General features: G+C 42.9%; 10 protein-coding genes. 5 read left to right on the forward strand and 5 right to left on the reverse strand.

Annotated elements, in window-relative coordinates; genetic code table 11:
• Positions 1 to 10 precede the first annotated feature (10 nt).
• A complete protein-coding gene (gene xerD / locus N7U62_RS12905) occupies positions 11 to 910 on the forward strand; it encodes a site-specific tyrosine recombinase XerD (RefSeq protein ID WP_264138393.1) in 900 nt (299 codons plus the stop codon).
• A gap of 11 nt (positions 911 to 921) precedes the next feature.
• Here the strand turns inward: xerD and N7U62_RS12910 are convergent, their stop codons facing one another.
• From N7U62_RS12910 to N7U62_RS12925, 4 genes are read right to left on the reverse strand one after another with little or no spacing between them, the layout of a single operon-like run.
• Positions 922 to 3,543 carry a carboxypeptidase regulatory-like domain-containing protein gene (locus tag N7U62_RS12910; protein WP_264138394.1) on the reverse strand — a complete coding sequence of 874 codons (2,622 nt, stop codon included), beginning with the start codon at positions 3,541 to 3,543 and terminating at the stop codon, positions 922 to 924.
• Between the two features lie 27 nt (positions 3,544 to 3,570).
• On the reverse strand, positions 3,571 to 4,518 hold the full coding sequence (locus tag N7U62_RS12915; protein WP_264138395.1) for a PorP/SprF family type IX secretion system membrane protein: 948 nt from the start codon (positions 4,516 to 4,518) through the stop codon (positions 3,571 to 3,573).
• A 12-nt stretch (positions 4,519 to 4,530) separates the two neighbouring features.
• Entirely contained in the window at positions 4,531 to 5,373 is an 843-nt protein-coding gene (locus tag N7U62_RS12920; RefSeq protein WP_264138396.1) for a T9SS type B sorting domain-containing protein, read from the reverse strand.
• Complete coding sequence (locus N7U62_RS12925) at positions 5,339 to 14,497, reverse strand: MBG domain-containing protein (protein WP_264138397.1); 9,159 nt, start codon at positions 14,495 to 14,497, stop codon at positions 5,339 to 5,341. Before N7U62_RS12925 ends, N7U62_RS12920 begins: the two co-directional genes overlap by 35 nt.
• 391 nt (positions 14,498 to 14,888) lie before the next feature.
• Between N7U62_RS12925 and N7U62_RS12930 the strand changes: the two genes are divergently transcribed.
• The 4 genes from N7U62_RS12930 (at position 14,889) to N7U62_RS12945 (ending at position 20,032) form a co-directional block, all read left to right on the forward strand.
• On the forward strand, positions 14,889 to 15,908 hold the full coding sequence (locus N7U62_RS12930; protein ID WP_264138398.1) for a quinone-dependent dihydroorotate dehydrogenase: 1,020 nt from the start codon (positions 14,889 to 14,891) through the stop codon (positions 15,906 to 15,908).
• Between the two features lie 78 nt (positions 15,909 to 15,986).
• Positions 15,987 to 18,533, forward strand: coding sequence for a DNA translocase FtsK (locus N7U62_RS12935; RefSeq protein WP_264138399.1), 2,547 nt, complete (start codon positions 15,987 to 15,989; stop codon positions 18,531 to 18,533).
• Positions 18,534 to 18,563: 30 nt separating this feature from the next.
• Positions 18,564 to 19,202, forward strand: a complete 639-nt coding sequence (gene lolA1 / locus N7U62_RS12940) for an outer membrane lipoprotein periplasmic chaperone LolA1 (RefSeq protein ID WP_264138400.1) — start codon at positions 18,564 to 18,566, stop codon at positions 19,200 to 19,202.
• Between the two features lie 68 nt (positions 19,203 to 19,270).
• Positions 19,271 to 20,032, forward strand: coding sequence for an NRDE family protein (locus tag N7U62_RS12945; protein WP_264138401.1), 762 nt, complete (start codon positions 19,271 to 19,273; stop codon positions 20,030 to 20,032).
• Here the strand turns inward: N7U62_RS12945 and N7U62_RS12950 are convergent.
• A complete protein-coding gene (locus N7U62_RS12950) occupies positions 20,025 to 21,647 on the reverse strand; it encodes a S41 family peptidase (protein WP_264138402.1) in 1,623 nt (540 codons plus the stop codon). The two genes, N7U62_RS12945 and N7U62_RS12950, sit on opposite strands and share 8 nt — an antisense overlap.
• Positions 21,648 to 21,745: the final 98 nt, after the last annotated feature.

Consider the following 21,745-nt stretch of genomic DNA (forward strand, 5'->3'; position numbering starts at 1 on the left):
GTAATTTCAAATGTCCTGGAACTTTTACATTCAGCAGTTCAAATCTTATCTGCAGTTAGAGCGGTCCCTCTCTCCGAATTCTGTGGAAGCCTACGTGCAGGATGTAAGACGATTGTCTCAGTTTTTGGATCTTAAAAAGAGGGATATCCAACCGACTGAAGTAGCCGACCATGACATTCGGGATTTATTAGAATTTATACATGAAATGGAGATGTCGGCCTACTCCCAGGCTAGGATCGTTTCGGGCATCAAAGCCTTTTTCAAATATTTGCTATTTGAAGGGGATATCGATAAAGACCCATCTGAATTGATCGAGGCGCCCAAATTGGGCAGAAAGTTGCCGGACACCCTCAGCTTTCATGAGATTGAACAGTTGCTGGGAGCGATCGACATGTCCAAGCCCGAAGGTCAACGCAATCGCGCCATGCTCGAAACCCTCTATAGTTCTGGTTTACGCGTTTCAGAACTAATTGGTCTGAAAATGAATTCCATCCTTGAGGATCATGGATTCCTGAGAATAGTAGGAAAAGGCAACAAGGAAAGATTGGTCCCAATTGGTAGAGAGGCGCTTAAGCACATATATCTGTATCGTGATACTATCAGGTGTCACATGGATATTAAACCGGGGCATGAAGGTTTTCTTTTCCTGAATCGAAGAGGCGCTCAATTGACCCGAGTCATGATCTTCACCATCATCAAAAACCTGGCACTATCTATCGGAATGACCAAAAAAATCAGCCCTCACACCTTTCGTCATTCCTTTGCCACCCATCTGATTGAAGGAGGGGCAGATCTACGTGCGGTACAGGAGATGCTCGGTCACGAATCCATCACTACCACTGAAATCTATACCCATTTGGATCGCGACTATCTCAAGCAAGTAATTTTAGATCATCACCCGAGAAGTTGAAAACCCGACGCTTAAAGCATAGAATTTAAAGTCAATCGTATTGAGCGCACCACCTTATCATCCTTCACGATGATTTGCTCGCCTTCTGAGGTATAACCGTTCTTTTCTGCTGAAAGTAAATACTTCCTGTTTTTTTGGATGCGCAAGGTAAATGATCCATCAGATTCCGATTTGATATGAACGGCTTCCCGGCTTTCCGTATCAAACAATGTGAGTAAAGCTCCTGAGATCACTCCCCCATTATCCGATTCTACTACTCCATTAACTGGAATACTCCCTTCAGACTCGTAACTGACCAAAACCACTCCTTCTTCTTTGGCTAATGAAGAAGCAATGAACTCAGGCTGAATCCAGACCATATTCTTCTCTTCTTCTTCCTGCTCGGTTGGCAAAAACCCAGTCACCATAAACTCTGCTCGTCGATTGGCCTGATGCTTCTCCTCGCTACACTCTACCCCATTTTGACATTCATTGACCAGCTTAGTCTCACCATAGCCTTTTCCAACTATTCTAGCTTGATCTATCCCATGATCTACCAGATATTGAGCAGCAGATTTGGCCCTTTTATCTGACAATTCGAAATTGAACTGGTCGCTACCTCTACTATCTGTGTGGGTACTGAGCTCAACTACGATACCAGGAGTTTCCTTGAGCATCATTTGAAATTTATCCAACTCTTTGGCGGCATCCGAGCGGATGTTCCACTTGCCACGATCGAAATGGATATCATTCAATACGATTGGTTTACCAACAAAGAGTTCCTCCATTTCATCGTCATGAATAACCACACCTGTCTTCGCGATATGTGTATCCACTTGGGAATACGTGGTGAAGTACTTATGTCTTTTCATTTTGAATGAATAGATGCGATCCGCATGAGCGTTGAATGAATAGTGTCCATCTTCTCCAGTGACCAAACCAAAAGTCTCATTTATACTTTCGTCGGTCACGATGACTCTTACAGAGTCTAGCGGAAAGCCTTTCACCTTATCCGTAATAGTCCCTGAGATCAACAAGTTTTTCATCAAGTGTAGCTTGATGGTATCACCTACCCAATCCGATGGTTTCACCTGAATGGAATCTCGATTGTAACTTTCTTTGGTGGCAGCCAGGTAATATTGATCGTCCAAGTTGTATGGGTAAATGAACACTGCGCTCTCACCAGTAGTGCTCACCTCCATCAGGTGATCATCGAAGGATAAATCTGAAATACCCACCTCAGCACCAGCCAATGGCAATCCGGTATGAATATCGATCACCTGCAAAGGAACCTCTGCTATATTTTCGAAACTAAAGGCATAAACGTCATCCAGTCCAACACCTCCTTTACGATTGGAAGAGAAATACCCCGAGATCCTGTGCTGTTCATGTTTAAAAACCATCCCAAAATCATCGGCTGCCGAATTCAGCGGATAACCTACATTGACTGGCAAAGCAGTACTATCTTTCAGATCAACTTTGAAAATATCTAAACCTCCCAAGCCTGGATGTCCATTGGATGCAAAATAGAGCATCTCATTTTGATCGATAAAAGGAAACATCTCCTCCCCTTCAGAATTGATACGATCTCCTAAATTGATCGGCTCTTGCCATTGCCCTTCTTGCCAAACAGAAACAAACAAGTCTGTACCCCCCTCACCTCCAGGTCGGTCGGAGCTAAAATAAAGTCTTTTACCATCGCGGCTCACTGTGGGATGGCCGTTGGAGAATTGGTCATCGTTGAATTTCAATTCAACTGCATGTCCCCATTCTCCTTTGCCACTTCTCTCTGCGTAATATAATTTCAATTTGTTGACACCATCGTCGCTCTCATTAATCTTAGCGCCGTGCACAACCAATTTCTTATCCTTGATCCCTATTTCGGCTTTTTCAAAATTATTTCTTGTAAAGATCACCTTTCTCCCCTCATCGTAAATCGATAGTGGGCCCTCATGGTAAGAAGTCTTCAACTGCCCATTGTAACTATGAACTTCCCCATTCGCATCTAACTCATACACATCTAGAAAGTAACTCTTGTCCCATTTGTATTTTGGTTTGATGAATTGCACCGGGCCTAAAGTCTCTCGCGAAGAAATAAACAGCAATTTGTCCCCATCATATGCAGGCGCAAAATCATACCCTGTCGAGTTAAAGGAGCAATGCTCTACTTGGTATCTCGTGGAATCACGATAAAAATTCATGCGGTTACGAAGCCCGTCCAGTCTTTCAGCACTGCGCTGATCGTTGGGGTGGTTTTCTTTATACTTGGCAAAAAACTCCTCCGAACTTTCATAGGCTCCCTTTTTTGCCAGAATCTCTGCGTAATTCAAAATATGCACATCGTCCACTCCAGCCAATCCATAGAACAAAACTGAATGATAATAGTCAAAAGCACTGTCTAGCTGGTTCATCTTGAAATAGCCGTAGGCAATTTCTAATCTGGCGGTATCATCAGACAATACACGCAATGCCTTTTTATACTCCTTGATACCCTTGCTAAAATTAAGATCTGCATAGGCCTTTTCAGCACGCAATTTTGCATTGAGGTATTTATCCTTTTTAATTGTCCCAAGCGAATCGAATTGGGCATCTGCCTGCTGAGCCAATCCCATTGCGATCAGAAAAATCAATAGAAATATTGAATTTGCTTTCATCTTTAATCTGAGTTGTACTTTACCCATTTAGAAATACCTTGGCGTTACGATTTTGTTTGACTTGATATTGAACACATAGTTCAACATGATTTCATGCGATCCATTGTTGACCCTACTCAAATCCGTAGTAGTATAAAAGTCATAGGAATAACCCAACTGAAACTGCGGTGACAACTGCAATTGAAACAGTGCATCAAAACTGTCCATCGAACGATAAGAAAGACCTAGCCAAACCAAATCATTGATGAGAAAATTAGTATTAATATCCACCTGAACGGGCGACCCCTGCACACCTTTGAACAGCAAATTTGGTTTGAATTTCAAATGACGATTCAGCTCGAAAACATAGCCCGCAGCGATAAAATAATGACGAATCAATTCAGAATCCGGGTCGATATTTTCTGGATTATTCGGGTCCACAGGTATTTCAAAATCACCTACTGAATGGTTAAATAATTGTGGGACAGAGAATCCTACATAAAACTTATCCGAATGCCACATTACGCCTGCCCCAGCGTTTGGAGACAAGTCATTGATATTTTGACTAGCCAGATTCGGATCATTGTTCATGTTTTCAGTAAAGTCTGTTTTGTACTGATGAAAACTGGCCTGAAGACCAAATGATAATTGAGAACGCTTGGACACTTTGATGCGATAGGCATAGCTGAAGTTAGCACCAAACTGATCCGTTATCCCAATTTGATCTCTAATCAAAACGGCTCCCAGTGCAATCGACCTGTACTCAATCGGGCTATGGATGGAAAAAGTCTGGGTACGAGGTGCGCCTTCAAATCCTGCCCACTGATGTCTAGCCAATATACTGGTACTAATCCCTTTGTGAATCCCAGCATATGCAGGATTCAACGCGAGTTGATTGAACATATACTGGGTAAACATCACTTGCTGCTGGCTCCTGGCGGTAGTTACCGCCAGCAAAATCACGCCAAAAAATATGAATATGGTTTTAATTTTCATGGTTAAGTTGTTCTACTGCACGTTCACAAATCCCTTGATCAATTCGCTACCATCTCCCAGATCTACTATAAAAAAGTAAGTACCTGATGGTAGTCTGCTAGATCCAGACTCATTCCCAATTCCAAAAAAGGCATTGCTATTGTTGTCGTAGGATTTGGTCTCCCATACCTTCGTTCCCCATCTACTAAATACCTGAACATGGTTATTTGGGTACATTTCGATATTAGCAATCTGCAATCTGTCATATGGATATGGACTAGAAGGTGAAAGCACATTGTTCAGTACCTCTGCTCCATCTCCCTGCGGTCCTTCCACACTATCAGGTGTTCCATCTCCATCTGAGTCTTCATCCTTGAAATCCGGAATACCATCACCATCCAAATCTCCGGCTCCTTCTTCTTCGTCAGAGATACCGTCACCATCAGAGTCTTCATCTTTGTAGTCAGGTGTACCATCATTGTCACTGTCCTGGTCCCCTTCGTCCTCGTCAGAGATGCCATCCCCGTCACTGTCTTCATCGATGTAATCAGGAACACCATCCTCATCAGAATCTTCGGCTCCTTCATCCTCATCTTTGATGCCGTCCCCGTCCGAATCCTCATCTAAATAGTCTGGTTCGCCATCTCCATCACTATCTCCATTTCCTTCTTCACTATCTGGAATACCATCGTTGTCCGAATCGGTATCTTCATTATCTGGAATTCCATCTCCGTCGCTATCCTTAGTACCCTCATCTTCATCAGAGATACCATCGCCATCGCTATCCTCATCTTTGTAGTCCGGAGTTCCGTCGTTGTCTATGTCTTCGTTTCCTTCCTCCTCATCTGAGAATACCGTCTCCATCACTGTCTTCATCTTTGTAGTCAGGCGTACCATCTCCATCACTATCTACACTTCCTTCTTCACTGTCCGGAATACCATCATTGTCAGAGTCCTCATCTTCAAAATCAGGAGTACCATCTCCATCGGTATCTCCAGTTCCTTCTTCGCTATCAGGTATTCCATCCCCGTCTGCATCTGCAGATTCTACAACAATCGATACTACTGCCGTCACGCAGATAGAAGGAGTTCCATTGTCACAAACCTCGAAGGTAAATTCATCCGAACCTTCAAATCCATCCCCTGGTGTATAGGTATATGTCCCATCGCTATGAATCACAAGCGTACCATTGTTGGGAGAGCTGATGGCAATTGTGGATATATTCAGTTCGTCACCATCAGGGTCAGAAATCAATTCTTTCAAATCTCCTGTGAAGGCTTCTCTGATCGTAATGGAAGTGCTCAAAGCAACTGGGCTTGAGTTAACCGCATTAATATTGAGAGTAACCGTGACGGTATTTCCATCCACTTTACCATCATTTACTTTGTAGGTGAAGCTATCTACGCTATTAGAACCTAAGGTTCTGGCACCAGCAGTTGCATCATGAATGTAGGTAAAACTTCCATCTGAATTTAAAGTCAATGTTCCGTTACTTACATCACTAACCAAAATAGCTGTGATCGCATCTCCATCTGCATCAGTATCATTAGAAAGAACTCCCTCCGCTATAGAGATAGAGTTCGATGACCCTTCATCAAAAGTATAACTGTCTTCCACTGCCACAGGAGGCGTATTAGTTGTGCCAGTTGAATTGATGGTCAAAATAACCGTCACCGTATTTCCATCCTCAGTGCCATCATTCACCTTATATGTGAAGCTATCCGTAGTAGTCGCTGAACCGTCATGAACGTAATTAAAGCTACCATCCGCATTGAAGGTCAGAGTACCGTTACTCACATCACTGACTAATATGGCAGTCATGGTATCTCCATCTGCATCGCTATCGTTGGTCAGAACGCCGTTTCCTGCGGTCACAGAATTGCTTGAACCTTGATCGAAAGTGTAGGTATCTGCAGTGGCCACTGGGGCAGTATTTGTCACAGTTGTTGAATTGATATTCAAGGTAACAGTAACCGTATTTCCATCCTCAGTGCCGTCATTCACCTTATATGAGAAGCTATCCGAAGTAGTCGCTGAACCGTCATGAACGTAAGTAAAGCTACCATCCGCATTGAAGGTCAGAGTACCGTTACTCACATCACTGACCAATACGGCTGTCATGGTATCTCCATCTGCATCGCTATCGTTGGTCAGAACGCCGTTTCCTGCGGTCACAGAATTGCTTGAACCTTGATCGAAAGTGTAGGTATCTGCAGTGGCCACTGGGGCAGTATTTGTCACAGTTGTTGAATTGATATTCAAGGTAACAGTAACCGTATTTCCATCCTCAGTGCCGTCATTCACCTTATATGAGAAGCTATCCGAAGTAGTCACTGAACCGTCATGAACGTAATTAAAGCTACCATCCGCATTGAAGGTCAGAGTACCGTTACTCACATCACTGACTAATATGGCAGTCATGGTATCTCCATCTGCATCGCTATCGTTAGCCAAAACACCATTTCCTGCGGTCACATTATTGCTTGATCCTTGATCGAAAGTGTAGGTATCTGCAGTTCCAACTGGGGCAGTATTTGTCACAGTTGTTGAATTGATATTCAAGGTAACAGTAACCGTATTTCCATCCTCAGTGCCGTCATTCACCTTATATGAGAAGCTATCCGAAGTAGTCGCTGAACCGTCATGAACGTAAGTAAAGCTACCATCCGCATTGAAGGTCAGAGTACCGTTACTCACATCACTGACCAATACGGCTGTCATGGTATCTCCATCTGCATCGCTATCGTTGGTCAGAACGCCGTTTCCTGCGGTCACAGAATTGCTTGAACCTTGATCGAAAGTGTAGGTATCTGCTGTGGCCACTGGGGCAGTATTTGTCACAGTTGTTGAATTGATATTCAAGGTAACAGTAACCGTATTTCCATCCTCAGTGCCGTCATTCACCTTATATGAGAAGCTATCCGAAGTAGTCGCTGAACCGTCATGAACGTAAGTAAAGCTACCATCCGCATTGAAGGTCAGAGTACCGTTACTCACGTCACTGACTAATATGGCAGTCATGGTATCTCCATCTGCATCGCTATCGTTGGTCAGAACGCCGTTTCCTGCGGTCACAGAATTGCTTGAACCTTGATCGAAAGTGTAGGTATCTGCAGTGGCCACTGGGGCAGTATTTGTCACAGTTGTTGAATTGATATTCAAGGTAACAGTAACCGTATTTCCATCCTCAGTGCCGTCATTCACCTTATATGAGAAGCTATCCGAAGTAGTCGCTGAACCGTCATGAACGTAAGTAAAGCTACCATCCGCATTGAAGGTCAGAGTACCGTTACTCACGTCACTGACTAATATGGCAGTCATGGTATCTCCATCTGCATCGCTATCGTTGGTCAGAACGCCGTTTCCTGCGGTCACAGAATTGCTTGAACCTTGATCGAAAGTGTAGGTATCTGCTGATGCGACTGGAGCAGTATTTGGTTCTGAAGTAATCGTGAAAATATTACTAACAAAGGTCACAGTGTAGTTGCTTCCAGCAGAAACGGTTCCAATCAAAATATTGTAAGTACCAACAGTTTCACCAGTCTCTCTTGTCAAACTACCACTAAACGAATCTCCTGACTCCAACAGTCCGGAAGTCACTTGATATGTCAAAGTAGGATCACTGACTCCAGCTACCTTACTCTTCGCATCCGCAGTGATTGTAATTGCCTTTGCAGAGATCGTTAGATCATCGCTTGCGAAAGTTACATCGTAGTTTGATCCTGCAGTTACTGTACCTACGCTGATGGCATAGGTTCCAGCATCTTCGCCAGCTGCTCTCGTCAAGCTTCCACTGAAAGAATCACCGGTTTCTAATGAACCTGAGGTAATGCTGTAGGTCAAGGCTGGATCTGTGTCTCCGTAAGTCTTGCTTTTTGCATCTGCTGTGATCGTAATTGCTTTAGCAGAAATCGTCAGGTCATCGCTTACAAAAGTTACAGAGTAATTCGAACCTGCGGTCACACTTCCGACGCTGATGGCATAAGTGCCTGCATCTTCGCCAGCTGCTCTCGTCAAGCTTCCGCTGAATGAATCACCGCTTTCTAATGAACCTGAAGTAATGCTGTAAGTCAAAGCTGGATCAGCATCGCCATAAGTCTTACTTTTTGCATCCGCTGTGATCGTTATTGCTTTAGCAGAGATCGTCAGGTCATCGCTTACAAAAGTTACATCGTAGTTAGAACCTGCCGTTACACTTCCTACACTGATCGCATAAGTGCCTGCATCTTCGCCAGCTGCTCTCGTCAAGCTTCCACTGAAAGAATCACCGGTTTCTAATGAACCGGAAGTAATACTGTAAGTCAAAGCTGGATCTGCATCGCCGTAAGTCTTGCTTTTTGCATCTGCTGTAATCGTAATTGCTTTAGCAGAAATCGTCAGGTCATCGCTTACAAAAGTTACATCGTAGTTAGAACCTGCCGTTACACTTCCTACACTGATCGCATAAGTGCCTGCATCTTCGCCAGCTGCTCTCGTCAAGCTTCCACTGAAAGAATCACCGGTTTCTAATGAACCGGAAGTAATACTGTAAGTCAAAGCTGGATCTGCATCGCCGTAAGTCTTGCTTTTTGCATCTGCTGTAATCGTAATTGCTTTAGCAGAAATCGTCAGGTCATCGCTTACAAAAGTTACATCGTAGTTAGAACCTGCCGTTACACTTCCTACACTGATGGCATAAGTGCCTGCATCTTCGCCAGCTGCTCTCGTCAAGCTTCCACTGAAAGAATCACCGGTTTCTAATGAACCTGAGGTAATGCTGTAGGTCAAGGCTGGATCTGTGTCTCCGTAAGTCTTGCTTTTTGCATCTGCTGTGATCGTAATTGCTTTAGCAGAAATCGTCAGGTCATCGCTTACAAAAGTTACAGAGTAATTCGAACCTGCGGTCACTGTGCCAACGCTGATGGCATAAGTGCCTGCATCTTCGCCAGCTGCTCTCGTTAAACTTCCGCTGAATGAATCACCGCTTTCTAATGAACCGGAAGTAATACTGTAAGTCAAAGCTGGATCTGCATCGCCGTAAGTCTTGCTTTTTGCATCTGCTGTAATCGTAATTGCTTTAGCAGAAATCGTCAGGTCATCGCTTACAAAAGTTACATCGTAGTTAGAACCTGCCGTTACACTTCCTACACTGATGGCATAAGTGCCTGCATCTTCGCCAGCTGCTCTCGTCAAGCTTCCACTGAAAGAATCACCGGTTTCTAATGAACCTGAGGTAATGCTGTAGGTCAAGGCTGGATCTGTGTCTCCGTAAGTCTTGCTTTTTGCATCTGCTGTGATCGTAATTGCTTTAGCAGAAATCGTCAGGTCATCGCTTACAAAAGTTACAGAGTAATTCGAACCTGCGGTCACACTTCCGACGCTGATGGCATAAGTGCCTGCATCTTCGCCAGCTGCTCTCGTCAAGCTTCCGCTGAATGAATCACCGCTTTCTAATGAACCTGAAGTAATGCTGTAAGTCAAAGCTGGATCAGCATCGCCATAAGTCTTACTTTTTGCATCCGCTGTGATCGTTATTGCTTTAGCAGAGATCGTCAGGTCATCGCTTACAAAAGTTACATCGTAGTTAGAACCTGCCGTTACACTTCCTACACTGATCGCATAAGTGCCTGCATCTTCGCCAGCTGCTCTCGTCAAGCTTCCACTGAAAGAATCACCGGTTTCTAATGAACCTGAGGTAATGCTGTAGGTCAAGGCTGGGTCTGTGTCTCCGTATGTCTTGCTTTTTGCATCTGCTGTAATCGTAATTGGTTTAGCAGAGATGGTCAAATCATCGCTTACAAAAGTTACAGAGTAATTCGAACCTGCGGTCACACTTCCGACGCTGATGGCATAAGTGCCTGCATCTTCGCCTGCTGCTCTCGTCAAGCTTCCGCTGAATGAGTCTCCGGTTTCTAATGAACCGGAAGTAATACTGTAAGTCAAAGCTGGATCTGCATCGCCGTAAGTCTTGCTTTTTGCATCTGCTGTAATCGTAATTGCCTTGGTTGTGATACTAAAATCAGCCGTTACAAAACTTACTGTATAGTTCGCATCCGCTGCGCCTGATGGAGTAATCGTATAGGTTCCTACATTTTCGCCGGTTGCTCTGCTGATTGATACTGGGGAATCCAAGTCACTTTCGTCATCTCCATTTGTGTATCCTGTTACTGTATAAGTCAAAGCAGGATCAGTTGCGCCATAAACTTTCGTCTGCGAACTGTTAGCCGTTACTGTCAAAGCTGCTCTGGTGATTTCAAAATCAGCCGTTACAAAACTTACTGTATAGTTTGCATCCGCTGCGCCTGATGGAGTAATCGTATAATTACCCACATTTTCGCCGGTTGCTCTGCTGATTGCTACCGGAGAATCTAAATCGCCTTCATCATCTCCATTCTTATAACCAGTAATCGTATATGTCAAAGTAGGATCAGTTGCGCCATAAACTTTCGTCTGCGAACTGTTAGCCGTTACTGTCAAAGCTGCTCGGGTGATTTCAAAATCAGCCGTAACAAAACTTACTGTATAGTTCGCATCCGCTGCGCCTGATGGAGTAATCGTATAGGTTCCTACATTTTCGCCGGTTGCTCTGCTGATTGATACTGGGGAATCCAGGTCACCTTCTCCGTCTCCACTTACAAAACCTGTAATGGTGTAAGTCAAAGTCGGGTCGATAGTACCATAAACCTTGGTTTGCGAACTACTTGCTGTTACAGTAAGGGCTTTCTTGTTGATCGTTAGATCTGCACTTTCGTAAGTGATTGCATAGTTGGAGCTCGTATATCCTGAAGGAACAATTACATCCGTGTAGGTACCAGCATCTGTGTCAGCAATTGCTGCAAAAGCAAGCGTACCACCTAAATCCGTATTGTCTTCTCCTGTGATAAAACCAGTGTAACTCACAGACAAACTACCAATTGGGTTATCTCCATAAGTAATGGTCAAATCCTGAGCTGTAACTGTTAGATCTTTTTTGTTTACGACTAAAGTTTGAACCACATTACTTGCCGCATTGTAAGTTGTATTTCCTGGCTGACTAGCAGTAATCGTAATTGTGCCAGGCTTTAAAATGGTAACTGTGTTGCCAGAAATACTAGCAATAGTAGGGTCTGAACTTACATAGCTTACAGTCAATCCAGAAGAAGCAGTTGCTCCTAGATTAAAATTTGGGTCTCCATAAGTCACTGAGGTCAGGGCCCCAAAGGTGATGGTTTGATCCAACTTAGGAGTAGTAAACTCCTCAATAGCTCCATAAGAAGTACCCTCAGAGTTGATCGCGTATGCTTTGTATGAATAAGTTGTATTTGGAGTTAGAGATACAATAGACTTAGAAAAAGTACCCGTCCCTGTTCCATTTAGATCTTTGGTTACTCCCGTCCCCCCTATCAAAGGATCAGAATTGGTACTTTTAACCGAATAAACGATCCCTCTCTCAGTAACACTGGCACCACCGTCTGCTGTTACTTCACCACCTAAGGTGGCAGAATTTGCCAATACATCTGCAGCTGTAGCAGTTGTTACATTCGGAGCGGTATTGGCGCCTATGGTCACAACTACATTTCCCGTCATAGTCGACGCACAAGTTGTAGGATAGACTCTCCATGCATTTACTTCCAGTGTGGCATTTGCAGTTAAAGCCGCAGAGGTCAATACCAAATCACTTCCAGTCCCTAATCCAGCTGCTCCAGAGTTCGATGATAGATTAATATTCATCAGCTGATAGATCGTGAATGATTCCGCAGAACTGATGGTTACATCTACTGTCGAACCGGAAGTAACTGTGATAGTAGCCGGGCTGATAGTCAAGGTATTAGTTGGGGTACTACACTCTACCTCCTTGGTATTTGATACCGGTGAATTACAGGTTCCTGTTTGTACAATCGAAAGAATCGCTCCAGCATACAAATAATGAGCATCTCCCGAATAAGAACTCAAACCAGAAAAGGTGCCTGTTGATGTGGTAATTTCATTTCCTGAATTATCAGTCAAAGGTGATCCATCTACATATAAAACCACCGTACCGGATGTTCCAGTTACAGAAAATGAGGTAGTCCCTTCAGTAATAGAGGCTGGCCACCCGATAGTCAATGCAGAAGGCGAAGAATTGATCGTGACACCTGCGGATGCCGAACTCACCGTTTCACAATTGTCTGAATTGGTAGCAGTAGCTGTAATTGTCCCTGATGAAATATTAAGACCACTTAGATTCCATGTACCGAATTGATTGACTGTTGTAGTTCCAACAGAGCTACCATTCACCAACACATCTATCAATGTTCCTTCTTCTTCGGATGAAGTTCCAGAGATTGTTTCTACCGGGCTACAATAGGTTCCATCAACTACCGGAGCGGTAGACGCTGTCCCTCCGGTAACACTTCCTAATACTGGCAAAGACATACATTTGCCCGTCTGATAAAACACTGCTGCCAACCCACTGCAGGTATAATCAGAAACAATCGCTGTTCCTAAATCCACAGTCCAAGCTCCGCCTGCAGTCGCAGTACCGCTACCTAAATACCCAGTAATATTGGGTGAAGAGTTCGCATCTAATCCACTGTAAGAATACAAATGAACAGTTCCATTTGCATCCAAATCAGCTGGAGAGTTTCCTGTAATAGTTGAAGCAGATATACTAGGACTTGTTATAGTTCCTCCTGTTGTTGCCACTTCATTAGCACAACCATTACTTCTCACACATAAATAAGAATAATCCGACCAACAACTGTTGGCATCTTTTCTAATTCTGACAGCCGCGGATTGACATTTTTCAAAATTCGTCGAAGCGGTAAAACTGTAACTTCCATCTGTAGAGGTATATGAGAATGTTCCCGAAATTGCAGTTCCAAGGCTTCCAGATGTGAAATCATAGACTTCAATAATCGGTGTGGCTGTCAAGCCTGCATCTGTTGTCCCGGTAATAATTTTTTGCCCTCCTGAATCAAAAGTAGAAATATTAAGTCTACCTGAAGTACAAGCACTTACTACCTCAACAGAATTACAGTCAGAATTAGAAACGCTAAGACCTGCATCTATAGCCTCTGCTGTAGCAGTAACAACATCACCTGCAACGACCGAACTCAAAGTAGCAGTGTATGTTCCATCTGTACTACTAGCAGTTACCGTTTGATTCAATGAACCATTTATATAAACTCGAATAGTGGCTCCCAATGGACCTACACCTGAAACCGCCACACTAGTTCCAGCCTGAATTTCAGTCGTCAGACTAGGACATGCAGATGGCAAACCTCCACCGGCAATGTCATCCACTGAGGTCGGAGTCTGCTTTTCTATTATCTCCTCCAGTGCGCAAAATAGGCATGAATTGCTGCTATCATCAAAACCTCCAATATCCGAAACTGAGCCCTGAAACGTACAGGTATTAGAAGTATTGGTAGTAGCTGCAAACCTAAGCCCAGTTGAGCTAGTGATACCTCCAGCCGTGTAAAGGTCAGCTAATGGGACATAAAAATCATAGAAGTAATCCAAGTCGCTTCCAGATTCGATTCCGGAGATAGACTTTTGATGATTGGTAGAGAGACTGTATGAAAATTCTTCTGCGTCACAAGCACCATCTGAAGAAGAGGCGTCAAAATCCAGAATCGCAACTTCATGCTTAGACCTTAATACCACCCCCAGCTCAAAACCAGGGTTAGCTCCTGCCTGATAAGACCCTGCATCCTCTGTTCCGATCAAGCCATCTGTATCTATGAGGACAGTATATCCCTTTGCATTGGGACGAAAATCAGCTAAGCGAAATCTAAATATTAAGTTCGTGCCGTCATTTCGCAAATAGGTAGCATAGCCATCTGGGTCAACAGAGAAATCAGTAAAACCTTCGTCAGGGCCACTTCTTACATCAGACAGTTTTTCACCTGCCCCTACCGTTGGGAACCGCGTCCATTCAGAGGCATTTTCAAACTCATCAGTATCATCCCCATCTTCGGAAAATCCAATAATATCTTGGGAAATTAATCCATCCTGATTGGGATCCAAAATTGTACCTGTAGCAGGTTCAATGATCAAACCCTTTGTTTGAGCGAATCCTAAAGAAGCGCTCGTAACAATAGTTAAAATGATTATCAGTCTCAAAAAAAGGGAATAACAATCCCTATCAGACACTTTTTTTTCTAGCTTGAACAAGGTTATTTCTAGGTTTTTATTTGGACAATTAAATTTTTCAGGGAAGGCAGAATGCAATATTACTCACAATCAAAATCTCATCATCTAGAAATAGTATAAAAACAAAGCTCCTAAAGAATATTTAAGGATCCCTTTTATCCTTTTATAAAAGAATCACCTACAAAAACTAGTATTACTACTTATAAAAAGCTTCAAAATAAAATTTCCCTATTCATTCCAAACCATGGAATCCAACAGGTTAATTGATACTTTTGCGTTTCATAACAGTCTTAATATGTACAAGTCTTTGATCAAACCGGTTCTTTTTCGTTTCAATCCAGAAAAAGCTCATCACCTTACTTTTGGAGCTCTTAAAACACTTCAGAAAATCCCGTTCGGCCTATCCTTGATCAAAGCCATAGGAGCAAAAACTAACAAGCAGTCCACTGAACTTTTTGGAATCAATTTTCCGAACCCAATCGGGTTGGCTGCAGGTCTGGATAAAAATGCGGAAGCCATCGATGCATTTGCAGCGATGGGGTTCGGCTTTGTAGAAATAGGCACGGTGACTCCCAAGCCACAGCCAGGCAATCCACAGCCCAGACTTTTCAGGTTGAAAGAGGATGAAGCGCTAATTAATAGGATGGGCTTCAACAATGACGGGGTACAGGTGGTGAAGGAAAGATTAAAGAAAAGAAAATCAAAGGTGATCGTAGGCGGTAACATTGGCAAGAACAAAGTCACGCCAAATGAAGAAGCTGTTAATGACTATCTGATTTGCTTCAATGAACTATTCGATGAGGTGGACTATTTTGTCGTGAATGTAAGTTCTCCTAACACTCCGGGTCTTCGCGAACTTCAGGAGAAAAAACCTTTGTCCGACATACTGAACCGTCTCATGGAAGAGAATCAAAAGAAACCAAGCCAAAAACCTATTTTGCTCAAAATTGCTCCTGATTTAACAGACGCCCAGCTAGACGACATCATAGAGATCATTGACGAAACTAAAATCCATGGAGTAATCGCAACCAATACTACCATCGATAGATCTGGATTGAAAACGGACAAAGGTGAAATCGAATCCATCGGAAACGGAGGACTAAGCGGGGCACCTGTTCATCAGAGATCCACAGATGTCATTCGATATTTGCACGAAAAGTCTAATGGTTCTTTCCCGATTATCGGAGTAGGCGGCATCAATTCTGCACAGAGAGCCAAAGAAAAGCTAGAGGCAGGAGCCAGTATGATTCAACTCTACAGTGGCTTCATTTACGAGGGACCTGATCTAATCAAAAACATCAGCAAGGCACTCTAAGACTTGCACCTAGATGCATGCCTTTCGGCATGAATTTTTGCTCACAAATTGTTTATTTTACGATTTGAAAATCGACTAATGGCGAAGAATACATATAAAAAACAATCTAAAGAAAAGAAATCCCTGAAGCTGCCCAAAATCTCTATTGGTTTTTTAGGCGATCGAAGACTCCATCTATCTCTCGGTTTTTTGGCACTGATTTCAAGTTTGTTTTTACTGACCGCCTTTATCTCTTACCTATTCACTGGCAAGGCTGACCAAAGCATCATTGGACATGTCATCGATACTGGAGTCAAAAGCTCTGGACAGGAAGCCGAAAACTGGCTTGGGCTTTTTGGAGCCTACGCCTCTCATTATTTCATTTACCAGTACTTCGGAATTGCTTCTTTTTTGATTCCTCCTTTTTTGTTTTTGATTGGATACAAAATCGTCTTCCGAAGAGAAATACTACCTATTTCCAAATCCTTTTACTTCGTTACTTTTTTCTTGCTTTGGGTATCCGTGCTGATTGGCTACTTTATGATCAACTCAGAATCGATCTACGAGTGGGGGTTTCTAGGTGGCGGAACGGGGTATGAAATTGCCGCGCTGATGGATAGCCTGATGGGCTGGGGCACTCTGTTATTCTTGATACTTTCCTTTGTTGTATTCGCAATTTACTTCCTCAACATCACCCAGATGTCTGGATTATCTACTTTGGATCTACCTCGGGACCACTCCATCGATAGTGATCTTGATGAAATAGAGAATTTATCTGAGGATCAAAACGATTTAGATGCTGATCAAGAAGAAGATCTTGATGATGAGGAAATGGTTTTGGTAAAGAAGGAGTCGCCTGAAAAGGATGACATTGCAGCCATGGTAGCTTCGATTAAGGAAGAAGTCGAAGAGGAAGAAGCACTACTAAAAAAACAAACTGAAGAAAGCTGGAATGTAAATACCCCAAAAGCCAACACACCTAAAAAAGAGAAACCAGAACTCGAGCTGGATGTAGACTTACCTCCTACCCCAACACCAAAACCTAAGCCTGCTCCAGAGCCTGAGGAAGAAAAAATCGCTTTCGAGGCAGAACAAAGAACAGAAAAAGAAAAAACCAGCAATCAGCTCGAAAATTATGATCCTACCTTGGATTTGGGCCATTACAAATACCCCAATCCAGAGCTGCTGATCGAATACCCAGACAATGATGTCAGAGTATCAAAAGAAGAATTAGAGCAAAATAAGGATCGTATTGTAGAGACCTTGATCAATTTCAAAATCGGTATCTCAAGTATCAAGGCAACGATTGGACCTACAGTTACACTCTACGAAATCATACCAGAGGCGGGCGTTAAGATCTCAAAAATCAAAAACCTCGAAGATGACATTGCATTGAGCTTGGCTGCCCTCGGTATCAGGATCATCGCACCTATTCCTGGCAAAGGAACAATAGGTATTGAAGTGCCTAACAAGAACCGTGAAATGGTGGACATCAAATCAGTCTTGACCACCGAAAAATTCATGAAGAGCAAGGCAGAACTACCTATCGTTTTAGGTAAAACCATCTCCAATGAGGTTTATGTTACTGATCTTGCCAAGATGCCTCACCTGCTGATGGCAGGTGCTACCGGTCAGGGTAAATCAGTTGGTTTGAATATCATATTGACTTCTCTGGTTTACAAGAAACACCCTTCTCAACTTAAGTTTGTACTGGTTGACCCTAAGAAGGTAGAGCTTACGCTTTTCAACAAAATAGAGAAGCACTTCTTAGCCAAACTTCCGGACACAGATGACGCGATCATTACAGACACAAAAAAGGTAATCTACACCCTCAATTCCTTATGTATTGAGATGGACAATCGATACGACCTATTGAAGGATGCTGGCTGTAGAAACCTAAAAGAGTACAATAAGAAATTCGTCGAAAGAAGGCTTAATCCTAATAAGGGACACAAATTCTTGCCCTATATCGTACTCGTAATCGATGAGCTTGCGGATCTGATGATGACTGCCGGCAAAGAAGTGGAAACTCCTATTGCCCGTTTGGCACAGCTTGCACGTGCGATTGGCATCCATTTGGTGGTGGCGACTCAGCGTCCCTCTGTCAATGTGATTACTGGTGTGATCAAAGCAAACTTCCCGGCTCGTCTTTCTTTCCGAGTTACATCCAAGATCGACTCAAGAACCATTTTAGATGCAGGTGGTGCAGAACAATTGATCGGTATGGGAGACATGTTGTTATCTTTGGGCTCTGATATCATCAGGTTGCAATGTGGATTCGTTGACACACCAGAGGTGGAGCGTATTTGCGAATTCATCGGAGATCAACAGGGATACGAGTCTGCTTACATGCTGCCGGAGTTTGTGGGCGATGAAGGAGATTCAACTGCCGTAGGTGAAGTAGACCTAAAAGATCGAGATACGCTCTTCGACGATGCGGCACGATTGATCGTGATGCATCAGCAAGGCAGCACCTCTTTGATACAAAGAAAATTGAAACTGGGATACAACCGAGCAGGTAGGTTAATTGACCAACTGGAAGCTGCGGGTATCGTAGGCCCCTTCGAAGGCAGCAAGGCCCGAGAGGTATTAGTTTCGGACGAATACAGTTTGGAACAGTTATTGAATGAACTGAACGGACAATAAAATTAGACTTAAAATTCAAACGAAATAAAAATGAAATTATTCACTTCAAGTTTGCTACTCAGCGTCCTGATTTGCACTCAGGTATTCGCTCAAAAAGACCCTAAAGCCAAGAGCATTCTGGATGCAATGAGCCAGAAATACAAGAGCATTCCCTCTTTCACAGCAGATTTTACCTATACCATGGAAAATCCTGAAGAAGACATCAATGAAGGGTTTGAAGGAAAAGTGAATGTCAAAGGTGAAAAATACAAGTTGGCCATGGAAGGCCAGGAGATCATTTTCGATGGAGAAAATGTTTGGACTTACCTTAAAGAAGACAAAGAAGTAACAGTAGCTCCTTACGAAGAAGATGAAGGTGAAATTTCACTATCTAACATCTTTACTTTGTATGAATCTGGATTCAAATACTTGTATTTAGAGTCTAGAGACGGAGGTAAAATTGATGTTGTGGATTTGGTTCCAGAAGATTTGAACAAAAGCTATTTCAAAATCAGAATGCAAATAACAGCTGCCAACAAGGACCTGGTTACTTTCAAAGTATTTGACAAATCAGGAAGTCGCTACGTCTATACCATCACTTCCTTCTCGAAAGACAGCTCTTTAAAAGACTCTGACTTCACTTTCAATACCAAGGCTAATCCAGGCGTAGAGGTAATAGATTTCAGATAAGATCTTTCACGCAAGAAACACCAAAGCTGTCTATATTTATGGACAGCTTTTTTTATATCTTCTTTTGTATGTGTACAATTATTTTCTCCTGGCAGAACCATTCCGACTACAGTTTAATTCTTGCTGCCAATCGAGACGAGTTTTATAAACGACCCACGCAACCTGCCCACTGGTGGCCAGAAAGCCCAAACATATTTGGGGGTAAAGATTTGATCGCTGGAGGCACATGGATGGGCGTTAACAAAAATGGGAGATTTGCTGCATTGACAAATTATCGCAATTTGGATCTGATTGATGACAAGGCTCCTTCGCGAGGTAGAGTCACTATGGATTTTCTAGAAGGCACCATGTCACCAGGGCAATACCTCTCCGATTTACACCAATCAGAAATCAGTTACAATCCCTACAACCTGCTAGTAGGCGACAGAAATAGCCTCTACTACTACAGCAACATTCAAAAAGAAATCACAGAATTAGAACCCGGGATCTATGGACTGAGCAATGGCTTATTAGATGATCCATGGCCCAAAGTGGTTCAAGGGAAGGCTATTTTTGAGACCCAATTGAAAAAAGAAGATGTCGAATTAAATCAACTAATGTACTTCCTGACGGACAAAACGGAGGCTCCTGATGACCAACTCCCGAATACGGGTGTGCCTTACAAAATGGAAAAAGGGCTTTCTGCTCTGTTTATAGAAATGATCAACTATGGCACACGTTGCTCGACTGGTATTTTAATAAACGATCAGCAGATCAAATTCAACGAAATAACCTATCCTGTTGGAGACCAAAAAGAGCAAGTCGTAGAAGAAACAATCTTCCTTACATAGCTTGAATTTCTTCCGCTTTGTCAAATAGATTGAGTGCTTCTCTGTATATCTCACTCGTTTGATTCCAAATTGGATAGAAGCCATTGTTATTCCAAATACCTCGGGCTATTTGTGCCTTGACATAAGTTTTAATCAAGGGTTTTGAATGGTTATACTCCCTTTGATTGAACTTGATATTATTGGTATTTGCAATCGCCAAAAGATCGTTAAGCATCTTCTGACTCACCTCGAAGTTTCTGAAATACTCGTCAAACCCCATCTTCTCCAATCTTTCCTTATTGGAATCTGAATACTGCAACGCGTATTCACGTATAGAATTGGAAGTAAAAAGTCGATTTAGATATTTAGAATTCCCGGCAGTATCTAATGGAACGTAAACGTCAGGAATGATCCCTCCACCTCCATAAACTAACCTTCCTTTTGTCGTTCTGAACTCTAAGGTATCTATTACATCTACGCTATCAGCACTATACATTTCACCTGACTCGTATCTACCGTAGATGTCATGATAGTAATCATCGACATCCCCATTGTAGGCTTTCTGGATAGAACGACCACTTGGAGTGTAATATCTAGATATAGTCAACCTCAGCTCAGACCCATCACTTAGATCAATTGGCATTTGAACCAGACCTTTCCCAAATGACCTACGACCAACTATTAGTCCTCTATCATTGTCCTGAATCGCTCCAGAAACTATCTCAGAAGCAGAAGCACTCCCTTCATCGATCAAAACGATCAAGGGTTGTTTTTCAAATACACCTTCTTCGCCTCCTCGGTGCTCCTGATTGTACCTAAACTCTTTCCCCTTTGTAAACACAATCATAGGACTACCCTCAAGAAATTCGTCTGCCATACGTATGGCTCGATCCATATAACCGCCAGGATTTCCTGTCAAGTCAAGAATCAATCGCTGCATCCCCTCTTCCAGAAGTTTGTCCATGGAAGTTTTGAATTCGTCATATGTGGTGGCTGTAAACCGGTTGATTTTGATATACCCCGTTTGATCATCGATCATATAATCAGCATCAACAGAGAACTGTGGTATTTTATCTCTGGTAATATCAAAGCTCAGAATATCATCTACATTCTTTCTCAATATTTTCAAACTCACAACCGATCCTCTTTCCCCTCTCAATCGATCCAACACTCCTCTGTTGCGAATACCGATACCTGCCACATTCTCGCCATCTACTTCGATGATCTTATCTCCAGTCAATAGACCTGCTTCTTCCGATGGCCCGCCACTCAAGGGGGACACGACATATATGGTATCTCTGAAAATATTGTATTCTATTCCTATCCCATCAAAATTTCCTTGAAGCTGCGAGCGACTCAGCTCTTTCTCCTCGGCAGGGATATAAACGGTATGCGGATCCAATTCTTTGAGCATGGAATTGATGGCTCCATCTACCAACTCATTCTGATCTACCTCATCCACATAATTGTCGTCGATGTAATTCAGGATCTCCCTGAACTTGAAGGCGCTTTTGCGGGCATCCATACTGTTGCTCCTGTCTCCTACGACATTGGCACCTATGAATATACCAGCAGCTATAGCTACGGCTAACAAAAGAGGAAGGCGAATTTGTGATTTGGTATTCTGTATGCTCATAAGGGGAATATTTATCTTTAAAACGAAAAAGTATCGTTAAAAGATATGTGCAAACAGCAAAAGGTCAGGAAGGTTAAAAAAGATAAAAAAGACTGGAA

It is taken from the genome of Reichenbachiella ulvae, assembly GCF_025833875.1.
In the GTDB taxonomy this organism is placed as follows: domain Bacteria; phylum Bacteroidota; class Bacteroidia; order Cytophagales; family Cyclobacteriaceae; genus Reichenbachiella; species Reichenbachiella ulvae.